Source organism: Taklimakanibacter albus (genome assembly GCF_016595235.1).
Taxonomy (GTDB): Bacteria; Pseudomonadota; Alphaproteobacteria; order Rhizobiales; family Aestuariivirgaceae; genus Taklimakanibacter; species Taklimakanibacter albus.
Genome location: NZ_JAENHL010000008.1, coordinates 2,086,412 through 2,100,865, shown reverse-complemented (window position 1 = coordinate 2,100,865; position 14,454 = coordinate 2,086,412). Strand labels below are relative to the sequence as shown.

15 protein-coding genes are annotated in these 14,454 nt (G+C 63.7%); 4 read left to right on the top strand and 11 right to left on the bottom strand.

Annotated features, from left to right (window positions below):
* Positions 1 to 152 precede the first annotated feature (152 nt).
* Positions 153 to 2,423 (top strand): N,N-dimethylformamidase beta subunit family domain-containing protein, encoded by a 2,271-nt coding sequence (locus JHL16_RS33005; protein WP_200189078.1) that lies wholly within the window; start codon positions 153 to 155, stop codon positions 2,421 to 2,423.
* Positions 2,424 to 2,426: 3 nt separating this feature from the next.
* The gene (gene aac(3)-IV, locus JHL16_RS33000) at positions 2,427 to 3,206 is read left to right on the top strand and encodes an AAC(3)-IV family aminoglycoside N-acetyltransferase (protein ID WP_200189077.1); all 780 of its coding nucleotides are present in this window, start codon (positions 2,427 to 2,429) and stop codon (positions 3,204 to 3,206) included.
* On the opposite strand, the gene JHL16_RS32995 is transcribed toward aac(3)-IV, so the two are convergent.
* Genes JHL16_RS32995 through hemP form a run of 4 tightly spaced genes read right to left on the bottom strand, consistent with a single transcriptional unit; the run spans position 3,190 to position 6,156 of the window.
* The gene (locus JHL16_RS32995; RefSeq protein ID WP_420884580.1) at positions 3,190 to 4,017 is read right to left on the bottom strand and encodes a heme ABC transporter ATP-binding protein; all 828 of its coding nucleotides are present in this window, start codon (positions 4,015 to 4,017) and stop codon (positions 3,190 to 3,192) included. The genes aac(3)-IV and JHL16_RS32995 overlap by 17 nt on opposite strands.
* On the bottom strand, positions 3,978 to 5,042 hold the full coding sequence (locus JHL16_RS32990; RefSeq protein WP_420884594.1) for a FecCD family ABC transporter permease: 1,065 nt from the start codon (positions 5,040 to 5,042) through the stop codon (positions 3,978 to 3,980). Before JHL16_RS32990 ends, JHL16_RS32995 begins: the two co-directional genes overlap by 40 nt.
* A gap of 2 nt (positions 5,043 to 5,044) precedes the next feature.
* Complete coding sequence (locus JHL16_RS32985; protein ID WP_200189074.1) at positions 5,045 to 5,947, bottom strand: heme/hemin ABC transporter substrate-binding protein; 903 nt, start codon at positions 5,945 to 5,947, stop codon at positions 5,045 to 5,047.
* An 11-nt stretch (positions 5,948 to 5,958) separates the two neighbouring features.
* Entirely contained in the window at positions 5,959 to 6,156 is a 198-nt protein-coding gene (gene hemP / locus JHL16_RS32980; RefSeq protein WP_137859932.1) for a hemin uptake protein HemP, read from the bottom strand.
* A 296-nt stretch (positions 6,157 to 6,452) separates the two neighbouring features.
* Between hemP and hmuQ the strand changes: the two genes are divergently transcribed.
* Together hmuQ and hutX are read left to right on the top strand one after the other, a co-directional pair.
* Entirely contained in the window at positions 6,453 to 6,797 is a 345-nt protein-coding gene (gene hmuQ, locus JHL16_RS32975; protein WP_200189073.1) for a heme-degrading protein HmuQ, read from the top strand.
* Positions 6,794 to 7,300, top strand: coding sequence for a heme utilization cystosolic carrier protein HutX (gene hutX, locus JHL16_RS32970; protein ID WP_200189072.1), 507 nt, complete (start codon positions 6,794 to 6,796; stop codon positions 7,298 to 7,300). Before hmuQ ends, hutX begins: the two co-directional genes overlap by 4 nt.
* Positions 7,301 to 7,378: 78 nt before the next feature.
* On the opposite strand, the gene denD is transcribed toward hutX, so the two are convergent.
* The 7 genes from denD to JHL16_RS32935 form a co-directional block, all read right to left on the bottom strand.
* Positions 7,379 to 8,362: a D-erythronate dehydrogenase gene (denD, locus tag JHL16_RS32965; RefSeq protein ID WP_200189071.1), complete on the bottom strand. Its 984-nt coding sequence runs from the start codon at positions 8,360 to 8,362 to the stop codon at positions 7,379 to 7,381.
* Between the two features lie 36 nt (positions 8,363 to 8,398).
* On the bottom strand, positions 8,399 to 9,181 hold the full coding sequence (locus JHL16_RS32960; protein WP_200189070.1) for an SDR family NAD(P)-dependent oxidoreductase: 783 nt from the start codon (positions 9,179 to 9,181) through the stop codon (positions 8,399 to 8,401).
* 147 nt (positions 9,182 to 9,328) lie between these two features.
* Complete coding sequence (locus JHL16_RS32955; protein ID WP_200189069.1) at positions 9,329 to 10,099, bottom strand: SDR family NAD(P)-dependent oxidoreductase; 771 nt, start codon at positions 10,097 to 10,099, stop codon at positions 9,329 to 9,331.
* A complete protein-coding gene (locus JHL16_RS32950) occupies positions 10,096 to 11,094 on the bottom strand; it encodes an ABC transporter permease (RefSeq protein ID WP_210346113.1) in 999 nt (332 codons plus the stop codon). The genes JHL16_RS32955 and JHL16_RS32950 overlap by 4 nt, the downstream gene beginning before the upstream one ends.
* A 242-nt stretch (positions 11,095 to 11,336) precedes the next feature.
* Positions 11,337 to 12,380 carry a sugar ABC transporter substrate-binding protein gene (locus JHL16_RS32945; protein WP_200189068.1) on the bottom strand — a complete coding sequence of 348 codons (1,044 nt, stop codon included), beginning with the start codon at positions 12,378 to 12,380 and terminating at the stop codon, positions 11,337 to 11,339.
* Between the two features lie 25 nt (positions 12,381 to 12,405).
* Positions 12,406 to 13,194, bottom strand: a complete 789-nt coding sequence (locus tag JHL16_RS32940) for an ATP-binding cassette domain-containing protein (RefSeq protein WP_200189067.1) — start codon at positions 13,192 to 13,194, stop codon at positions 12,406 to 12,408.
* On the bottom strand, positions 13,191 to 14,363 hold the full coding sequence (locus JHL16_RS32935) for an ROK family transcriptional regulator (RefSeq protein WP_200189066.1): 1,173 nt from the start codon (positions 14,361 to 14,363) through the stop codon (positions 13,191 to 13,193). The genes JHL16_RS32940 and JHL16_RS32935 overlap by 4 nt, the downstream gene beginning before the upstream one ends.
* Positions 14,364 to 14,454 lie beyond the last annotated feature (91 nt).

Sequence of the window (14,454 nt, the reverse complement as noted above, 5' to 3'; positions counted from 1 at the left end):
GCCGCCTCGACGGCCCGATCGCCGTCGAGGAGGACCGGGTCTTCACCAGCCGCGAAGAGGCGGAATGGGAAATCTTCCGCCGCCGCTGGCGCCAGCATACCGGCGAGGACATCAACTTGCCCTATCGCGATTGACAGGGAAACGGGAACATCATGCTCAAGATCGTCGGCTATCCGGACCGCTACAGTGTGGCGCCAGGCGAGAAGATCGCCTTCAAGGTCTCGCTCGAGGAGGGCACGCATTTCGAAGCGCGCCTGGTGCGCGTCATCCATGGCGACTGCAACCCTGAAGGCCCCGGCCTCAAATTCAAGCACATCCCTTCGCCTGCCGATGGCCGTTATCCCGGCAAGCCGCAGCGCGTCGATGCCGGCTCTTATATGGCGGTCGAAAACTTTCCGGCGCTCGCTTCGGAGCCCTTCACCTTCTTCGCGATGGTCTGGCCGACCTTGTTGCGGCGGCGTGAGCAGACATTGCTCGCTCAGTGGGACGCGAAGAGCGCGAGTGGCTTCCGTATCGAGGTACTCGATGGCGGCGAGCTCGCCGTCACTTTCGGTGATGGTTCGGGCAAGCTCGCCACGCTCAAGAGCGGCCGCAAGATGCTGGAGCGGCAATGGTATGCGGTCGCCGTGTCGGTCGATCCGAAATCCGGCGCCGTGACGCTCGGCCAGCGCCCGATCCAGCCTTACGCGCAGATCGACGACCGCGCGCAGGCGAGTGGCAAGCTGGCGCTTTTGCCCAAAGCAATCGAAGTGCCCTTGATGCTGGCCGGTTGTCCCGAGCCCGACGGCACCATTGGCCGCCATTTCGACGGCAAGATCGATGGCCCGCTTCTTCTTGCAGGGCTTCACCCGTCCGAGCGTCATGATGAGTATCTGCGCCCCGTCATCGATGCGTCGCTCCTCGCGCCCATCATCGCGCGCTGGGATTTTGCGCGCGAGATCCGCACCACACGCGTCATCGATATCGGTCCCTCCGGTTTTCACGGCCGCGTCGTGCATCTGCCGGCGCGCGGCATGAAGGGTTGGAACTGGACGGGTGAAGAGCATAGCTGGCTGCGCAAGCCGGAGCAGTATGGCGCCATCCATTTCCACAGCGACGACGTCTATGATGCGGCCTGGGAGACCTCGGTCGAGTTCACCATTCCTGAAGATGTGAAGAGCGGTCCCTATGCGCTGCATGTGCGGTCGGGCGAGACCGACCGCGACGCGACGCGCGAGCAATATCTCGCTTTCTTCGTCCGCCCGCCGCGCGACCGCAAGAAGCGCCGCAACGGGCCGAAGATTCTGGTGCTGGCGTCGACCGCGTCCTACATCGCTTACGCCAATCACGGCGAGCACATCACCGCGCGTGGCGCCGAGCGGCAGATGGCGCGGCTACTCCAATTCGGCCACACCGATCTCTACATGTATGACCATCCCGAGCTTGGCGGCTCGCTCTATGATTTGCATGCCGATGGATCAGGCGTGTGTTATTCGAGCCGTCTCAGGCCCAATCTCAACTATTCGCCGCAATATCATTCCTGGCTCGGCGGCCACGGCTCCGGCCTTTATCAATACAATGCCGACACGCATCTCTATGACTGGCTCGATCATCATGGCGTCGATTACGACGTCATCACCGACGAGGATTTGCATGAGGATGGTTATGAGTTGCTGCGCGATTATCGCGTGCTGGTGACCGGCACCCATCCCGAATATCACTCGACACCGATGTGGGACGCGGTGAAGGCCTGGGTCGATCGCGGCGGCAGGCTCATGTATATGGGCGGCAATGGCTGGTACTGGCGCATCGCCTATCATGACGAATTGCCGGGCGTCATCGAAGTGCGCCGCGCCGAGGACGGCATCCGCACCTGGGTGGCCGAGCCCGGCGAATATTATCACTCCTTCACCGGCGAATATGGTGGCCTGTGGCGTCGCGTCGGCCGCGCCCCCAATGTCATTTGCGGCGTCGGTTTCATCGCGCAAGGCTTCGACATATCGTCCTACTATCGCCGCGCGCCCGACGCCGATAATCCGCGCGCCGCTTTCATCTTCGAGGGCGTGCCGGATGAGATCATCGGCAATTTCGGCCTGATCGGCGGTGCCGCCGCCGGCATCGAGCTCGATTGCATCACCACCAATCTGGGCTCGCCGCCCAACATGCTCAGGCTCGCCTCATCGGAAAACCATAATTCGATGATGATGCTGGTGAATGAGGAATTCACCGTCGTGCCGCCCAATCTCGGCGGCGATCAGAATGAACGCGTGCGCGCCGATCTCGCTTTCGGTGAGACGCCCTCAGGCGGCGCTTTCTTCGCGACGTCGTCCATCGCCTGGTGTGGCTCGCTTTCGCATAATGGCTACGACAACAACGTCTCCAGGATCACCTGGAACGTCCTCAAGCGCTTCGCCGAGCCGGAGCCCTTCACCTCGGCCTTTTGACGCATGAACGAGATCGGCAAGGCCGAGCTCGTTCGGCAGCTGCGGGAGCTGGGTGTCGAAGCGGGCGATATTCTGCTCGTCCACACGGCTTTCCGTGCCGTACGTCCGATCGAAGGTGGTCCCCTCGGTCTGATCGCAGCGTTGCATGAGGCGCTGGGATCTGAGGGCACGCTGGTCATGCCGTCCTGGTCCGGCAATGACGATGAGGTTTTCGACAGAGCATCGTCGCCCGTGACATCCGATCTCGGCGTGACCGCCGACATGTTCTGGCGCTTGCCGGGTGTCCGCCGCAGTGATCATGTCCATGCTTTCGCAGGCGTGGGACCGGCCGCGGAAGCAATTGTCGCCGATCCCTTGCCGCTGCCACCCCATATTCCGGCGAGCCCGGTCGGCCGCGTCCATGATCGGGACGGCAAGATCCTGCTCTTGGGCACCGATCATTCGTCCAATACGACATTACATCTGGCCGAGCTTCTGGCCGATGTGCCCTACCGCACGACCAGCACTTCGACGATCCTCGAGCACGGCGTTCCACGGCGCATCGACTATGGCGAGAACAATCATTGCTGCGTCCGCTTCGCGCTCGCCGATGACTGGCTGCGTGATGCCGGCTTGCAGCGCGAAGGCCGCGTCGGTCATGCACAAGCGCGCCTGATGCGCTCACGCGATCTGGTGCGGCTTGCTCTTGAGCACCTGGCGAAGGACCGTCTGCTGTTCCTGCATCGGCCGGAGGAGGCTTGCGCGGAATGCGACGAAGCCCGCGCGTCTATCCCGGCCGGCTGAGCAGCGCGAAGGGCCGGCCCGAATTGCGGGCGATCTCGACCGGCATGTCGACACCATAGACATCGAGGATCGCCGAACGATCGAGCACGTCCTGGGGCGCGCCCTGGCGCAGGATGCGGCCTTCCGTCATCATCACCAGCCGGTCGGCGTAAAGCGCCGCCAGATTGATGTCATGCAGGATCATCAGGGCGCCACCGCCGCCCGTCACATGGCGGCGCACCGCTTCCAGTGTCTGCAGCTGATGGCGGATATCGAGATTGGACACCGGCTCGTCGAGGAGCAGGAAGGCCGAGCCGTCGGGCTTGCCGGCCCAGGCCTGGCACAGGACCCGCGCCAGATGCACGCGCTGCTGCTCGCCACCCGAAAGCTGCTGAAGCAGCCGCCCTTCGAAACCTTCGAGGCCGACGGCTTTGAGGGCGCGCGGCAGCAGGCGTAGAACTTCGGCCCTGCTCATGGAACCGCGCCCCGCCTCGAGGCCGAGCCGCACGATCTCGAAGACGGTGAAGGGGAAGTTGAGCCCCATCGATTGCGACAGCACGGCTCTTTCGCGCGCGAGCTCATCGAGCGGAATGCGCGCCAGCGGGCTGCCGTCGAAGCTGACGCTGCCTTGATCGGGCTGAAGATCGCCGGTCAGCACTTTGAGAAGGGTGGATTTGCCGGCGCCATTGGGGCCGAGGATGATGACGAGCTCGCCGCGCGCCAGCGTCAGCGACACGTCGCTGAGGACGGGACGCGCGCCATAGCGTAGCGATATATGGTCGGCGGTAAACATCAGAGGTCGACGAGGCTGCGGTTGCGCAGCAAGATCCACAGGAAGAACGGCGCGCCCAGCATGGCGGTGACGATGCCGATCGGCAGCTCCGCCGGCGAGACGATGGTGCGGCTCACCATGTCGGCGCCGACCAGCAGCACGGCGCCGAGCAGCAGCGAGGCCGGCAGCAGGAAGCGATGATCCGGCCCGATGAAGAGGCGCAACAGATGCGGCACCACGATGCCGACGAATCCGATCGTGCCGCTCACTGCGACCGCCGTTCCGGTGAGGAGCGCCACCGCGACGATCGCCGTGCGCTTGAGGATCTGCACCGGGATGCCGAGATGGCGGGCTTCCGATTCACCCAGCGCCAGCGCGTTGAAGCCGCCGGCAAAGGCGAAGCCGAGCAGCAGGCCGATGATGATGAACGGCGTAGTGGCGATGATCTTGGGCCAGCTGGCGCCGCCGAGGCTGCCGAGGCTCCAGAAGGTGAGCTCGCGCAATTGCTGATCGTTGCTCATGAAGATGAGGACACCGGTCCCCGCCATCATCAGCGCCGCGATGGCGATGCCGCCGAGCAGCATAGTGGCGATCGAGGTGCGGCCGCGCCGCGTCGCGATGAGATAGAGGCAGATGGTGGCGGCAAGGCCGCCGAAGAAGGCGCCGACCGGCAGGAGATAGAGCATCGCCGCGGCGCCGAACAGCGCTTCACCGAGAACAATGGCGGTGATCGCCGCGAAGCTCGACCCGGCGGAGACACCGATGATGCCCGGATCGGCGAGCGGGTTGCGGAACAGGCCTTGCAGCAGGGCGCCGGAGAAGGCGAGCGCGCCGCCGACGAGGACGGCGAGCAACGTACGCGGCAGCCGCACGCTCCACACGATCGCCTGGTCGCGCAATTCGACGGCCTCGGGCGTGAAGATGGCTTTGACCACGGTTTCCGCCGTCAACGGCACCGGCCCGGTCATGATCGAGACGATGCAGGTAAGAGCGAGCAGGACGCCCAACCCGATCAACGCCAATCTGGCGCGATGGCTGCGGTCTCCAGCGATCCCGACCGTCTCGGCAGGCGACGTGTCGAGCACGGTCACAAGGCGATGCCTGGATGCAGCGCCTTGGCGAGCTCGCGCGCGGCGGAGGGTGTGCGCGGGCCGAATCCTAAGAGATAGGAGCCGTCCATGCGGATGAGCTTGCGGGTCTTGGCCGCCGGGATCTTCGAGAAGGGTTCCTGCGCGAAGAGGTCGTCGGCGCCGATATCGCCTTCACGTTCCATCATCACGACAGCTTCCGGCTGCGCCGCGATGATCGCTTCGGCGCTCGCCGGCTTGAAGCCGTCGAACTCGGCCACCGCATTGGCGCCGCCGGCCAGCGTGATGATCTCGTTTGCCGAGGACTTGTTGCCCGCCGCCATGATACGTCCGCCGATGAGGCTCAGCACAAAGAGAGTGCGGGGCCGCGGCGCCTGGGCCAGCGCCTTCTCGAGAGTATCGAGTTCGGTTTCGATCGATTTGGTGAGGGCGATGCCCTTTTCCTTCACATCGAGGATCTCGGCGATGAGCGCGATCTTGCGGCCGATGCCTTGCGCGGTCGGGCTGTAGTCGACGAGGGCGATAGGTACGCCGCTCTGTTTGAGCGCCGCGATGACTTCCGGCGGTCCGGAGCCGGCGCTGGCCAGGATGAGATCGGGCGATTGCGCGAGCACACCTTCGGTCGACAGCGCCCGCATATAGCCGACCTTGGGCAGCGCCATCACCGCCGGCGGGAAGGTGCTGGTCGTGTCGGTGGCGATGACGAGATTGCCGGCGCCCAGCTCATGGATGATCTCGGTGACGTCGCCGCCGATCGACAGGATGCGGTCGAGCTTGCCGAGGTTCACCTCATCGCCGGCCGCGTCCTTGACGGTGCGGGCGAGAAGCGGGGGCGCGGATGTCATGGTGAGAATAGCAGCGGCGCCGGCGGTGAGCAGCCGGCGACGGGAAACGGTCGGCATGTGGGGCGGCCTTATTTGTTGAGCAGGAGCCCGCCGGAGCGGGTGATTCTCAGGCGATACATCTCGCCCTGATGCTCGATGCGGATCTCGGTCTTGTCGCGGAACAGATCGCGCGAGGAATAGGTGGCGGCGCCATTCGCCGTCTCGCCTTCATAGGCGGCCGGCGCCTTCTGGGGGGCCGGGTCAATATGGGGGGTCGGGTTGATCATAGCGCGCCACTCCGCTGGGTTTTGCGGAACGTGGCGATCAGCTAGTTCCGGGAAAGAAGAATAGTTGACTAATTAGGTCGGATATTGCTAATCGTCAAGCATCATCTGGGGTTAGCGATCAAAGTTCGGTATAGTCCAGATGCGCCAGCCCGCGAGCGAGCCCCTCTAGTACCGGTAAGCCAGCCAGCCAGAGCAAATGACGGAACGGAACGAACGGACCTTTGGGCCCGCGCTTTCTGCTGTGTATTTCGAGGCTGGCGCTGAAGCGCCGCCGCAGATCTTGAGGGAAGATGCCTATGACATTCATTGCCATGAACCGTTTCAAAGTGCCGAAGGACGCCGGCGCCGAATTCGAGCAAGTCTGGCTCAAGCGCGACAGCTATCTCAACGAGATGACGGGCTTCGTCGAATTCCACCTGCTGCGTGGGCCGGAGCAGGAGGATCATATTCTTTATTCCTCGCACACCGTGTGGCGGACCAAGGCCGACTTCGAGGCCTGGACCAATTCGGAAGGCTTCCGCAAGGCGCATGCCCGCGCCGGCGACAATTCCAGCAAGAAGCTGTTTCTCGGTCATCCGCAATTCGAGGGCTTCGAAGCGGTGCAGACGCTCACCGCCACGGCTACCGGAGCGGCGGCATGAATGTCGCGGTGAAACCGGCCTCGGTCGCCGAAGCTCTCAAGGCCAAGCCCGACGGCGTGCTCGAAATGATCGCGGCGCAATGCGGCGTGCCGCTGCGCCATGTCTTCGATGAGTTGCCGCACGGCGCTGCTCTTCATGTGGCGGGCAACCGCTTCGAGGAAATCTGGCAGGAACTCACCAAATGGGGTGACGTCCTTTTCATCGTGCACACCTCCGATATCGTGCTCGAATGCAAAGGCCTACTGCCGCCCGGTACGGCTGCGCAAGGCTATTTCAACATCCATGGCGACAGCCCGATCGGCGGTCACATCAAGGCCGACCGTTGTGCCGCGATCTATTTCATCGACCGGCTGTTCCACGGCCGGCGCTCCTGCTCGGTGCAGTTCATCAACGGCGACGGTGAGGCGATGTTCAAGGTTTTCGTCCGCCGCGACGAGAAGCGTGAGCTCATCGCCGACCAGCTGGCGCTGTTCGAAGCGCTGCGCGCGAAGACCGTACAATAACGTCACCCCGGCGAAAGCCGGGGCCTATTAAATTCGCGCCGAATGGATCCCGGCTTTCGCCGGGATGACGGAAGGTTGCTACCCGATCTTCCCGCCGAGCTCGTCCTCGATATGGATGCGGATGATCTCGTCGAAGGTCGCTTCCGCCTTGAAGCCCAGAGCGGCGGCGCGTTTCGTATCGAAATCGCGCGGCCAGCCGGACACGATCTTCATGATCACCGGATCGGGCTCGCGCCGGATGAGGCGGACTGCCTTTTCGCCGGCGATGTGGCGCAGGGCCTCGATCTGCTCGCCGACCGTCGCCGAAAGCCCCGGCATGCTGAGATTGCGCCGGGCGCCCAGCGGTGTCAGGTCCATCGTCATGGCGTGGCGCAGGAACGCGACTGCGGCGCGCGGGCTCGCATGCCAGTGCCGCACGTCTTCGCCGACCGGCAGGATGGCTTCTTGGCCCGCCAGCGGCTCGCGCAGGATATTGGAGAAAAAGCCCGACGCCGCTTTGTTGGGCTTGCCCGGCCGGACGCATATGGTCGGCAGCCTGATTCCGATACCATCGAAGAAGCCGCGCCTGGAATAGTCGGCGAGCAATAATTCGCCGATCGCCTTCTGCGTGCCGTAGGAGGTGAGCGGCGTGGTGAAATAGTCATCGCCGATCTTGTCGGGGAAGGGCGCGCCGAAGACGGCGATCGAGGAGGTGAAGACGAGCCGGGGTTTATAGGGCGACTTCATCCCTTCCTGGCGGATCGCCTCGAACAGCGCCCGCGTCGCGTCGAGATTGATGCGGTAACCGCGGTCGAAATCGGCTTCCGCCTCGCCCGAGACGATGGCCGCCAGATGCACGATGACGTCCGGCCGCGCGGCGACGAGTTTCTCCGCCGTCCCAGGCGTGGCGAGGTCTGCAGCCTCAGCGGTGATGTTGCGAAAGTCGTAGACTTTGGCAGGGACGACGACATCGACCAGGCTTAGCCGGTCGATAGGCTCTGTGCCGATGCGCTGGTCGAGTACCAGTTGTTGGGCAAGTTTGCGGCCGACCATGCCGGCGGCGCCGATGATGAGGATATGCATTGCTCTATAGGGCCACAGTCTGCGTTTTCGCTCAAGTCAATAAGTGGCGGTGAAGCCGCCATCGACGACCAGCACCGTGCCGGTGACATAGAGGCTGTCGTCGCTGGCGAGGAAGAGGATGGGCCCCGCGACATCCTCCACCTTGCCGGCACGCCGGAGCGGCATGCGACCATATTTGAAATAGATGTCCTGGAACCAGTCGGTCTTGTGCTCATGCGGCGTGTCGAGCTTCTGCTCGGCCATGCGCGTGTCGATATAGCCGGGCGCCACCGCATTGGCCCTGATCCCGAAGGGCCCGAAATCCACCGCCATGCAGCGCGTGAGATTGACGAGGCCGCCCTTCGCCGTCGCATAGGCCATGGCATGCGGCTGGCCACGTATGCCTTGCACCGAGGCGATGTTGACGATGCTGCCCGACGGGCTCTGCTTCAGATGGGGCAGGGCCGCGCGCGCCACATGGAGCGCCGAGTCGAGATTGATGGCGAGCACATGACGCCAATGTTCATCGCTCAGTTCCTCGATCGGCGTGTCGTCCGAGATCGCGGCATTGTTGACCACGATGTCGATGCGGCCCCAGTTGCCGGCCGCTTTCGCCACCATGCGTTCGACACTCTGGGGATTCGCGACATCGCAGGCGACAGCGTCGACGGTGAGGTCTTGCTTCCGCAGGTCTGCCGTAACCTCCGCCAGCACATCGGCATCGATGTCGGAGAGCAGGACATGCGCCCCTTCCTCCGCGAGCCGCGTCGCCGCCGCGAGGCCGATGCCGCGCGCCGCGCCGGTTACCAAAGCGACGCGTCCGGACAAGCGTTTGGTCATGTGCCTTCTCCTGAGACACCCCACCCGGCTCGCTGCGCTCGCCACCCTCCCCACGCATTCGCGTGAGGAGGGAGATGTTTCTTCTCCCTCCCCGCGTTTTGCGGGGAGGGTGGCGCGAAGCGCCGGGTGGGGTGGATTGGCAAGTCTCTACTCCGGCTTCAAGCGAAAATCCTTGCCTTCCGGCAAGGTCTGGCCGCCATCGATGATGATCGTCGTGCCGGTGATGTAGGACGCTTCATCGGAAGCGAGGAACAGCGCCGCATGGGCGATGTCGCGTGGGCTCCCAAGCCTCCCGAGCGGGATCGCTTCTTCCATGGTTTTGATGAAGGCCGGTGAGCGGTGCTCGACGATCGCCTCGGTCAGGATATTGCCGGGCTCGATGCCGTTGACGGTGATGCCATAGCCCGAGAATTCGAGCGCCGCGGCCTTGATGAAGCCGTTGATGCCGGCCTTGCTCGCCGAATAATGGCCATGGCCGGGGCTCGTCACGCGGGGGCCGGTGATCGAAGAGGTGAACACCATCCGCCCGTAGCCTTTCGGCTTCATGACGGCGAGCGCCGCGCGCGCCGCGAGGAACGTGCCTTTGAGATTGACCGCCAGCACGCTGTCCCACTCTTCCGGCGTGATGTTCTCGATCAGCGTCCAGGGATAGATGCCGGCATTCTGCACCAATATGTCGAGGCCGCCGAAATGATCGACGGTGTCGGCGACGGCGCGCTCGACATCTTCCGGCTTGGCGATATTGACCGCGGCGAAGCGGGCGCCGAGACGTTTTGCCGTCGCCTTGCCGGCCTCCGCATCATGGTCGGCAAGCACGACATGGGCGCCTTCCTCGATGAAACGTTCGACGATTGCCGCGCCAATGCCGCGCGCCGCGCCGATCACCAGCGCGGTGCGATCTTTAAGTCTTTTGGTCATGCGAGCTTTTGCCGGATCTGGAGTTTGGCGGTGTCGAGGAGGACGGCGGCGAGCACCATGCCCCCTAAGATCATCTGGGTGTAATGCGCCGGCAACCCCATGAGATTGATGGCGGTATGAATGGAATAGATGAGAAGCACGCCGGCATAGACGCCGGGCAACTGGCCGATGCCGCCCTTGAGGCTGACACCGCCGATCACCACCGCGGCGAAGGCGTTGAACAACATGCCGACGCCAAGATTGGCGGTGGCGCCCGAGGTGCGGATGGCGAGCAGCCAGCCGGCAAGGCCTGAAATGGCGCCGGCCAGCACGAAGCTGATGGCGACCAGACGGTCGACGCGGATTCCGGCGCGGAACGTCGCCACCGCATTGCCGCCGATCATGGTGATGTGCCGTCCGAATGGCGTCTTGCGCATGATGAAGGTGAAGATGACGAAACAGATGATCGCGACCCAGGCGATGAGCGGGATGTAGAGGAAGGGCTCGATGGCCATGAAACGGATCTCAGGCGCCAGATCCTGGGCCGAGCGGCCGCCGGAGATCGCCACGACGAGACCGCGCACCCAGATGAAGGCGGCGAGCGTGACGATGAAGGCATTCATCCTGACCTTGACTACGAGCCAGGCATTGAGGGCGCCGATGACAGCCCCGACCGCGACTGCGATGCCGAGCGACAAAGGCAGCACCAGCCAGGCCGGCGTGGTGGTGAAGCCGATGCCGATGCCATGTGAGGCGAATAATATGCCGGTGATCATGGCGGAGAGCGCCATCGTCGATTCGATCGACAGATCCATATTGCCGGCGATGACGACGATGGCGAGTCCGATCGCCATGACGCCGACAAAGGTCGACTGCTCTATGATGTTGACGAAGATTCCGATCTGGAAATAATTCGGAATGGTGAGCGAGAACACCGCCAGCACGATGGCGAGCATGATCCAGACCAGATTGTCGAGCAGGAATTCGACAAGCGCCCTTTGCCGGGAACTGATCATTAGAGAAACTCCGTGAGGGATAAGTCCCTCTCCCATCTTGCGGACGGGAGAGGGGGAAGCGACTGCTAGGATACGATGAGATCGGACGACCGCATGCCCTCATGCTGAGGTGCGAGCGAAGCGAGCCTCGAAGCATGAACCAGCTGCGCAGTTGTTGCCGCTCGCCACCCTTCGAGGCCCGCCTTCGGCGGGCACCTCAGGGTGAGGGTTGTGGGTCGGGCCAATCTCATCGTCACTTCTTTTTATTCGACCGGCTTGATCGGGTCCGACGGGGCCTTCATGTTGCCCCAGAACTGCGGCTGATCGACATTGTCCTTGGTGATCGCGGCGCCCGGAATCTTGAGATTCGGGCCCCAGCTTTCGATGGTCAGCGTCGAGTCGAGGCCGAGCACTTTGTAGGTGCCGGCTTTGATCTCCTGCTTGTTCACCACCTTGTCGGCGAACATGGCGATCGCCGCGGCCTGGGCGTAAAGCGGCTGCTCGACTTCGACATTCTCCCAGCCCTTACGGATGAGATCGAGGCCGACCGGCGCGCCGTTCGACGAAACGAGCATCACGTCACCCGGCTTCTTGCCCTTCGCTTCGAGCGAGGCCACGGCGGCGACGGCCAGATGCGCGGCATGGACGAAGATCAGGTCGATGTCGGGATTGGCGACCAGCTGATCGGCGACGATTGAGCCGGCATTGGACGCTTCCCACTGCATCGCGGGCAGCGAGATGATCTGCACGCCCGAGAACTCCTTCATCTTCTCCTCGAAACCCTTCTGGATGTCGAGCGTGTAGGGATCGGCCGGATCGCCCAGCACTTGCAGGATCTTGCCTTTTACGTCGCCTTTCTTCTCTTTCAGCAGGCGCTGGATCTCGCCCGCCGCGACATAGCCGATCTCGACCGTGCCGGCGACCGAGGTGAGGTCGGACGGCGTCGAGGTGATCTGCCGGTCGAAGATCATGACCGGGATGCCGGCGGCGCGCGCCTTTTCGATCGACGGCTTGAGCGCATTGAAGTCGACGGCGGCGAGTACGATCGCGGCCGGCTTCAAAGCGATGACGTCGTTCATCTGGCTCTGCTGCAGATCGGTCTTGTTGTCGGCATTGAGCGTCACCGGCTCATAGCCGACCTGCTTCAGGAATGTCTCGATCGCCTTGACCGATTCGGTCTGGAACTCGTCGAGCAATGTCGGGACCATGTAATAGATCTTGCCCTTCGATTGCGCGAAGGCCGGCGTGGTGAGCGCGATGGCCGCGATGGCCAAGGCACCCAAAAGGGTACTCAACAGGCGTTTCATGTAAGTCTCCTCCTTGGTTTTAACTTCAGGCGTGTAACTGTGGTTTCTTTTCTTGGGCGCGGCCGATCGAGGCCTCGCCGGTGATCATGCGGATGACTTCGTCGGGGCTGGTGTCCTCGCGCCTCACATCGCCCGCCACTTTGCCCTGGCGGATGACGACCATGCGGTCGGCCACCTGGAAGGCTTGCGCCATGATATGGGTGATGACGACGACGCCGATGCCTTGCGCGGCGACGCGTTTGATCATTTCGAGGCCGCGGCGCGTCTGCTCGACGCCGAGCGCCGCAAAAGGCTCGTCGAGCAGCACCAGCTTGCCGCCCCAATGGACGAAGCGGTTGAGCTCGATCGCCTGGCGCTGTCCGCCGGAGAGATGCTCGACATTGGTCCTGAGCGACGGGATGCGCGTGCCGGCATTGGTGATCGCCTTCTCGACCGCGTCATACATCGCCTTTTCCTGCAGCACCGGGATGCCGAAACAACGCTTCACGATCTCGCGGCCCATGAAGAAATTGGCGACGACATCGACATTCGTGCACAGCGACAGATCCTGATAGACGGTCTCGATGCCGGCCGCCTTGGCTTCGGCGGGCGAGTTGAACATGCGTTCCTCGCCATCGAAGATCATGCGGCCCGAGCTTGCCTCGAGGCCGCCCGAGATGATCTTCACCAACGTCGACTTGCCGGCGCCGTTGTCGCCCAGGAGCGCCACCACTTCGCCGCGCGCAATGTCGAAGCTCACCCCGCGCAACGCTTCGATGGCGCCGAAATTGCGGGTGATGTTGTCGAGCCGCAGGAGAGGGGTCTGTTCGGTCACGCGGCTTTCTCCCGGTTGGGTTTGTGCATCAGGGGATCAGGATCGTCATCGCCGGCGCCGCCGATGCGCGGCGCCATCATGCTGGAGAAGGCCAGCGCCGCCGCCCCGCGCAACAGCGCCGCCTTGCCGGTGATCGACAATATGAGGCGCGGTACTTTGCGCTCGCGGCGGGCCGCAACCGACGGCAAGAGGGGTTCGGCGGCGCGCACCAGCTTCTTCATGACACCTTCGGGTGCCAGGCCGCCGAAGATGATCGTCTCGGGATCGAAGAGATTTTCGATGGCCAGCACCGCGGTGCGCAGCAAGGGGGCGGCTTCGGCGATCCAGCCCTCCTCGCCGACGATCTTCGAGCGCCGGTCGAAGGCCTCGACCGAGAGATAACGCTCGAGGCAGCCGCGATTGCCGCAGGACGGGCAATATTCGCCATCGGGAATGAAGGGCACATGGCCGATCTCGCCGGCATTGCCGCGCGAGCCGCGCAAAACCTGGCCGCCATGGACCAGCCGGCCGCCGGTGCCGACGCCCAGATAGAGATAATAGAATTCCTGCAAGGCGCGCCCGGCGCCGTAGAGGCGTTCGCTGAGCGCCGCCGAGGCGACGTCGCCGCCGACAAAGGCCGGCAGCCCGGTCACGGTATTGAGCCGCTCGGCGATCGGCACGTCCTTCCAGCCTTGCAAGGTGGTCGGCCCGACGAAGCTCATCGCTTCCACATCGAAGGGGCCGGGCATCGCCATGCCGAGGCCGAGCAGGCGGCCTTTCGGGCGCAGGGTGCGTAGCTCACTCGCGATGCGGGCGACTTCGGTGAAGGTGAGTTCGGGGGCGGGATTGGCGATCTCGCGGCTTTGCTGGCCGATGATGTCGCCGGAGAGATTGACCAGCGCCACGTCTATGCCGATGGGGGATACGCTGGCGCCGATGGCGAAGCCGCCTTCCGGATTGAGGGTGAGCGCGGTCGCGGGATAGCCGCGGCCTTTCGGCTCCTCGCGGGCGCCGATGATGAATTCCTGGTCCTCGAGCTCGCGGATGATGGTCGAGACGGTCTGGACGGTGAGGCCGACGCGCCTGGCGATCTCGCCGCGCGCGATGGGGCCATGCAGCCTGATCGCTTCCAGCACGATCCTGCGGTTATATGGCCGTCCCGATTCCTGGTTGGTCCCTCTGAGCACCATGTTCCTGGCGTCTCCGTCTCCCTTGACCCTAAGGCTAGCACCGGAAAAAAGATTAAGTCAATTGGAATTCAAAAAACCCGATACAGGGCGG

Coding starts and splice junctions, on each gene's coding strand:
- JHL16_RS33005 (WP_200189078.1), top strand. CDS start 153: ATGCTCAAGATCGTCGGCTATCCGGACCGCTACAGTGTGGCGCCAGGC.
- JHL16_RS32985 (WP_200189074.1), bottom strand. CDS start 5,947: ATGCCGACCGTTTCCCGTCGCCGGCTGCTCACCGCCGGCGCCGCTGCT.
- hemP (WP_137859932.1), bottom strand. CDS start 6,156: ATGATCAACCCGACCCCCCATATTGACCCGGCCCCCCAGAAGGCGCCG.
- hmuQ (WP_200189073.1), top strand. CDS start 6,453: ATGACATTCATTGCCATGAACCGTTTCAAAGTGCCGAAGGACGCCGGC.
- hutX (WP_200189072.1), top strand. CDS start 6,794: ATGAATGTCGCGGTGAAACCGGCCTCGGTCGCCGAAGCTCTCAAGGCC.
- denD (WP_200189071.1), bottom strand. CDS start 8,362: ATGCATATCCTCATCATCGGCGCCGCCGGCATGGTCGGCCGCAAACTT.
- JHL16_RS32960 (WP_200189070.1), bottom strand. CDS start 9,181: ATGACCAAACGCTTGTCCGGACGCGTCGCTTTGGTAACCGGCGCGGCG.
- JHL16_RS32955 (WP_200189069.1), bottom strand. CDS start 10,099: ATGACCAAAAGACTTAAAGATCGCACCGCGCTGGTGATCGGCGCGGCG.
- JHL16_RS32950 (WP_210346113.1), bottom strand. CDS start 11,094: ATGATCAGTTCCCGGCAAAGGGCGCTTGTCGAATTCCTGCTCGACAAT.
- JHL16_RS32945 (WP_200189068.1), bottom strand. CDS start 12,380: ATGAAACGCCTGTTGAGTACCCTTTTGGGTGCCTTGGCCATCGCGGCC.
- JHL16_RS32935 (WP_200189066.1), bottom strand. CDS start 14,363: ATGGTGCTCAGAGGGACCAACCAGGAATCGGGACGGCCATATAACCGC.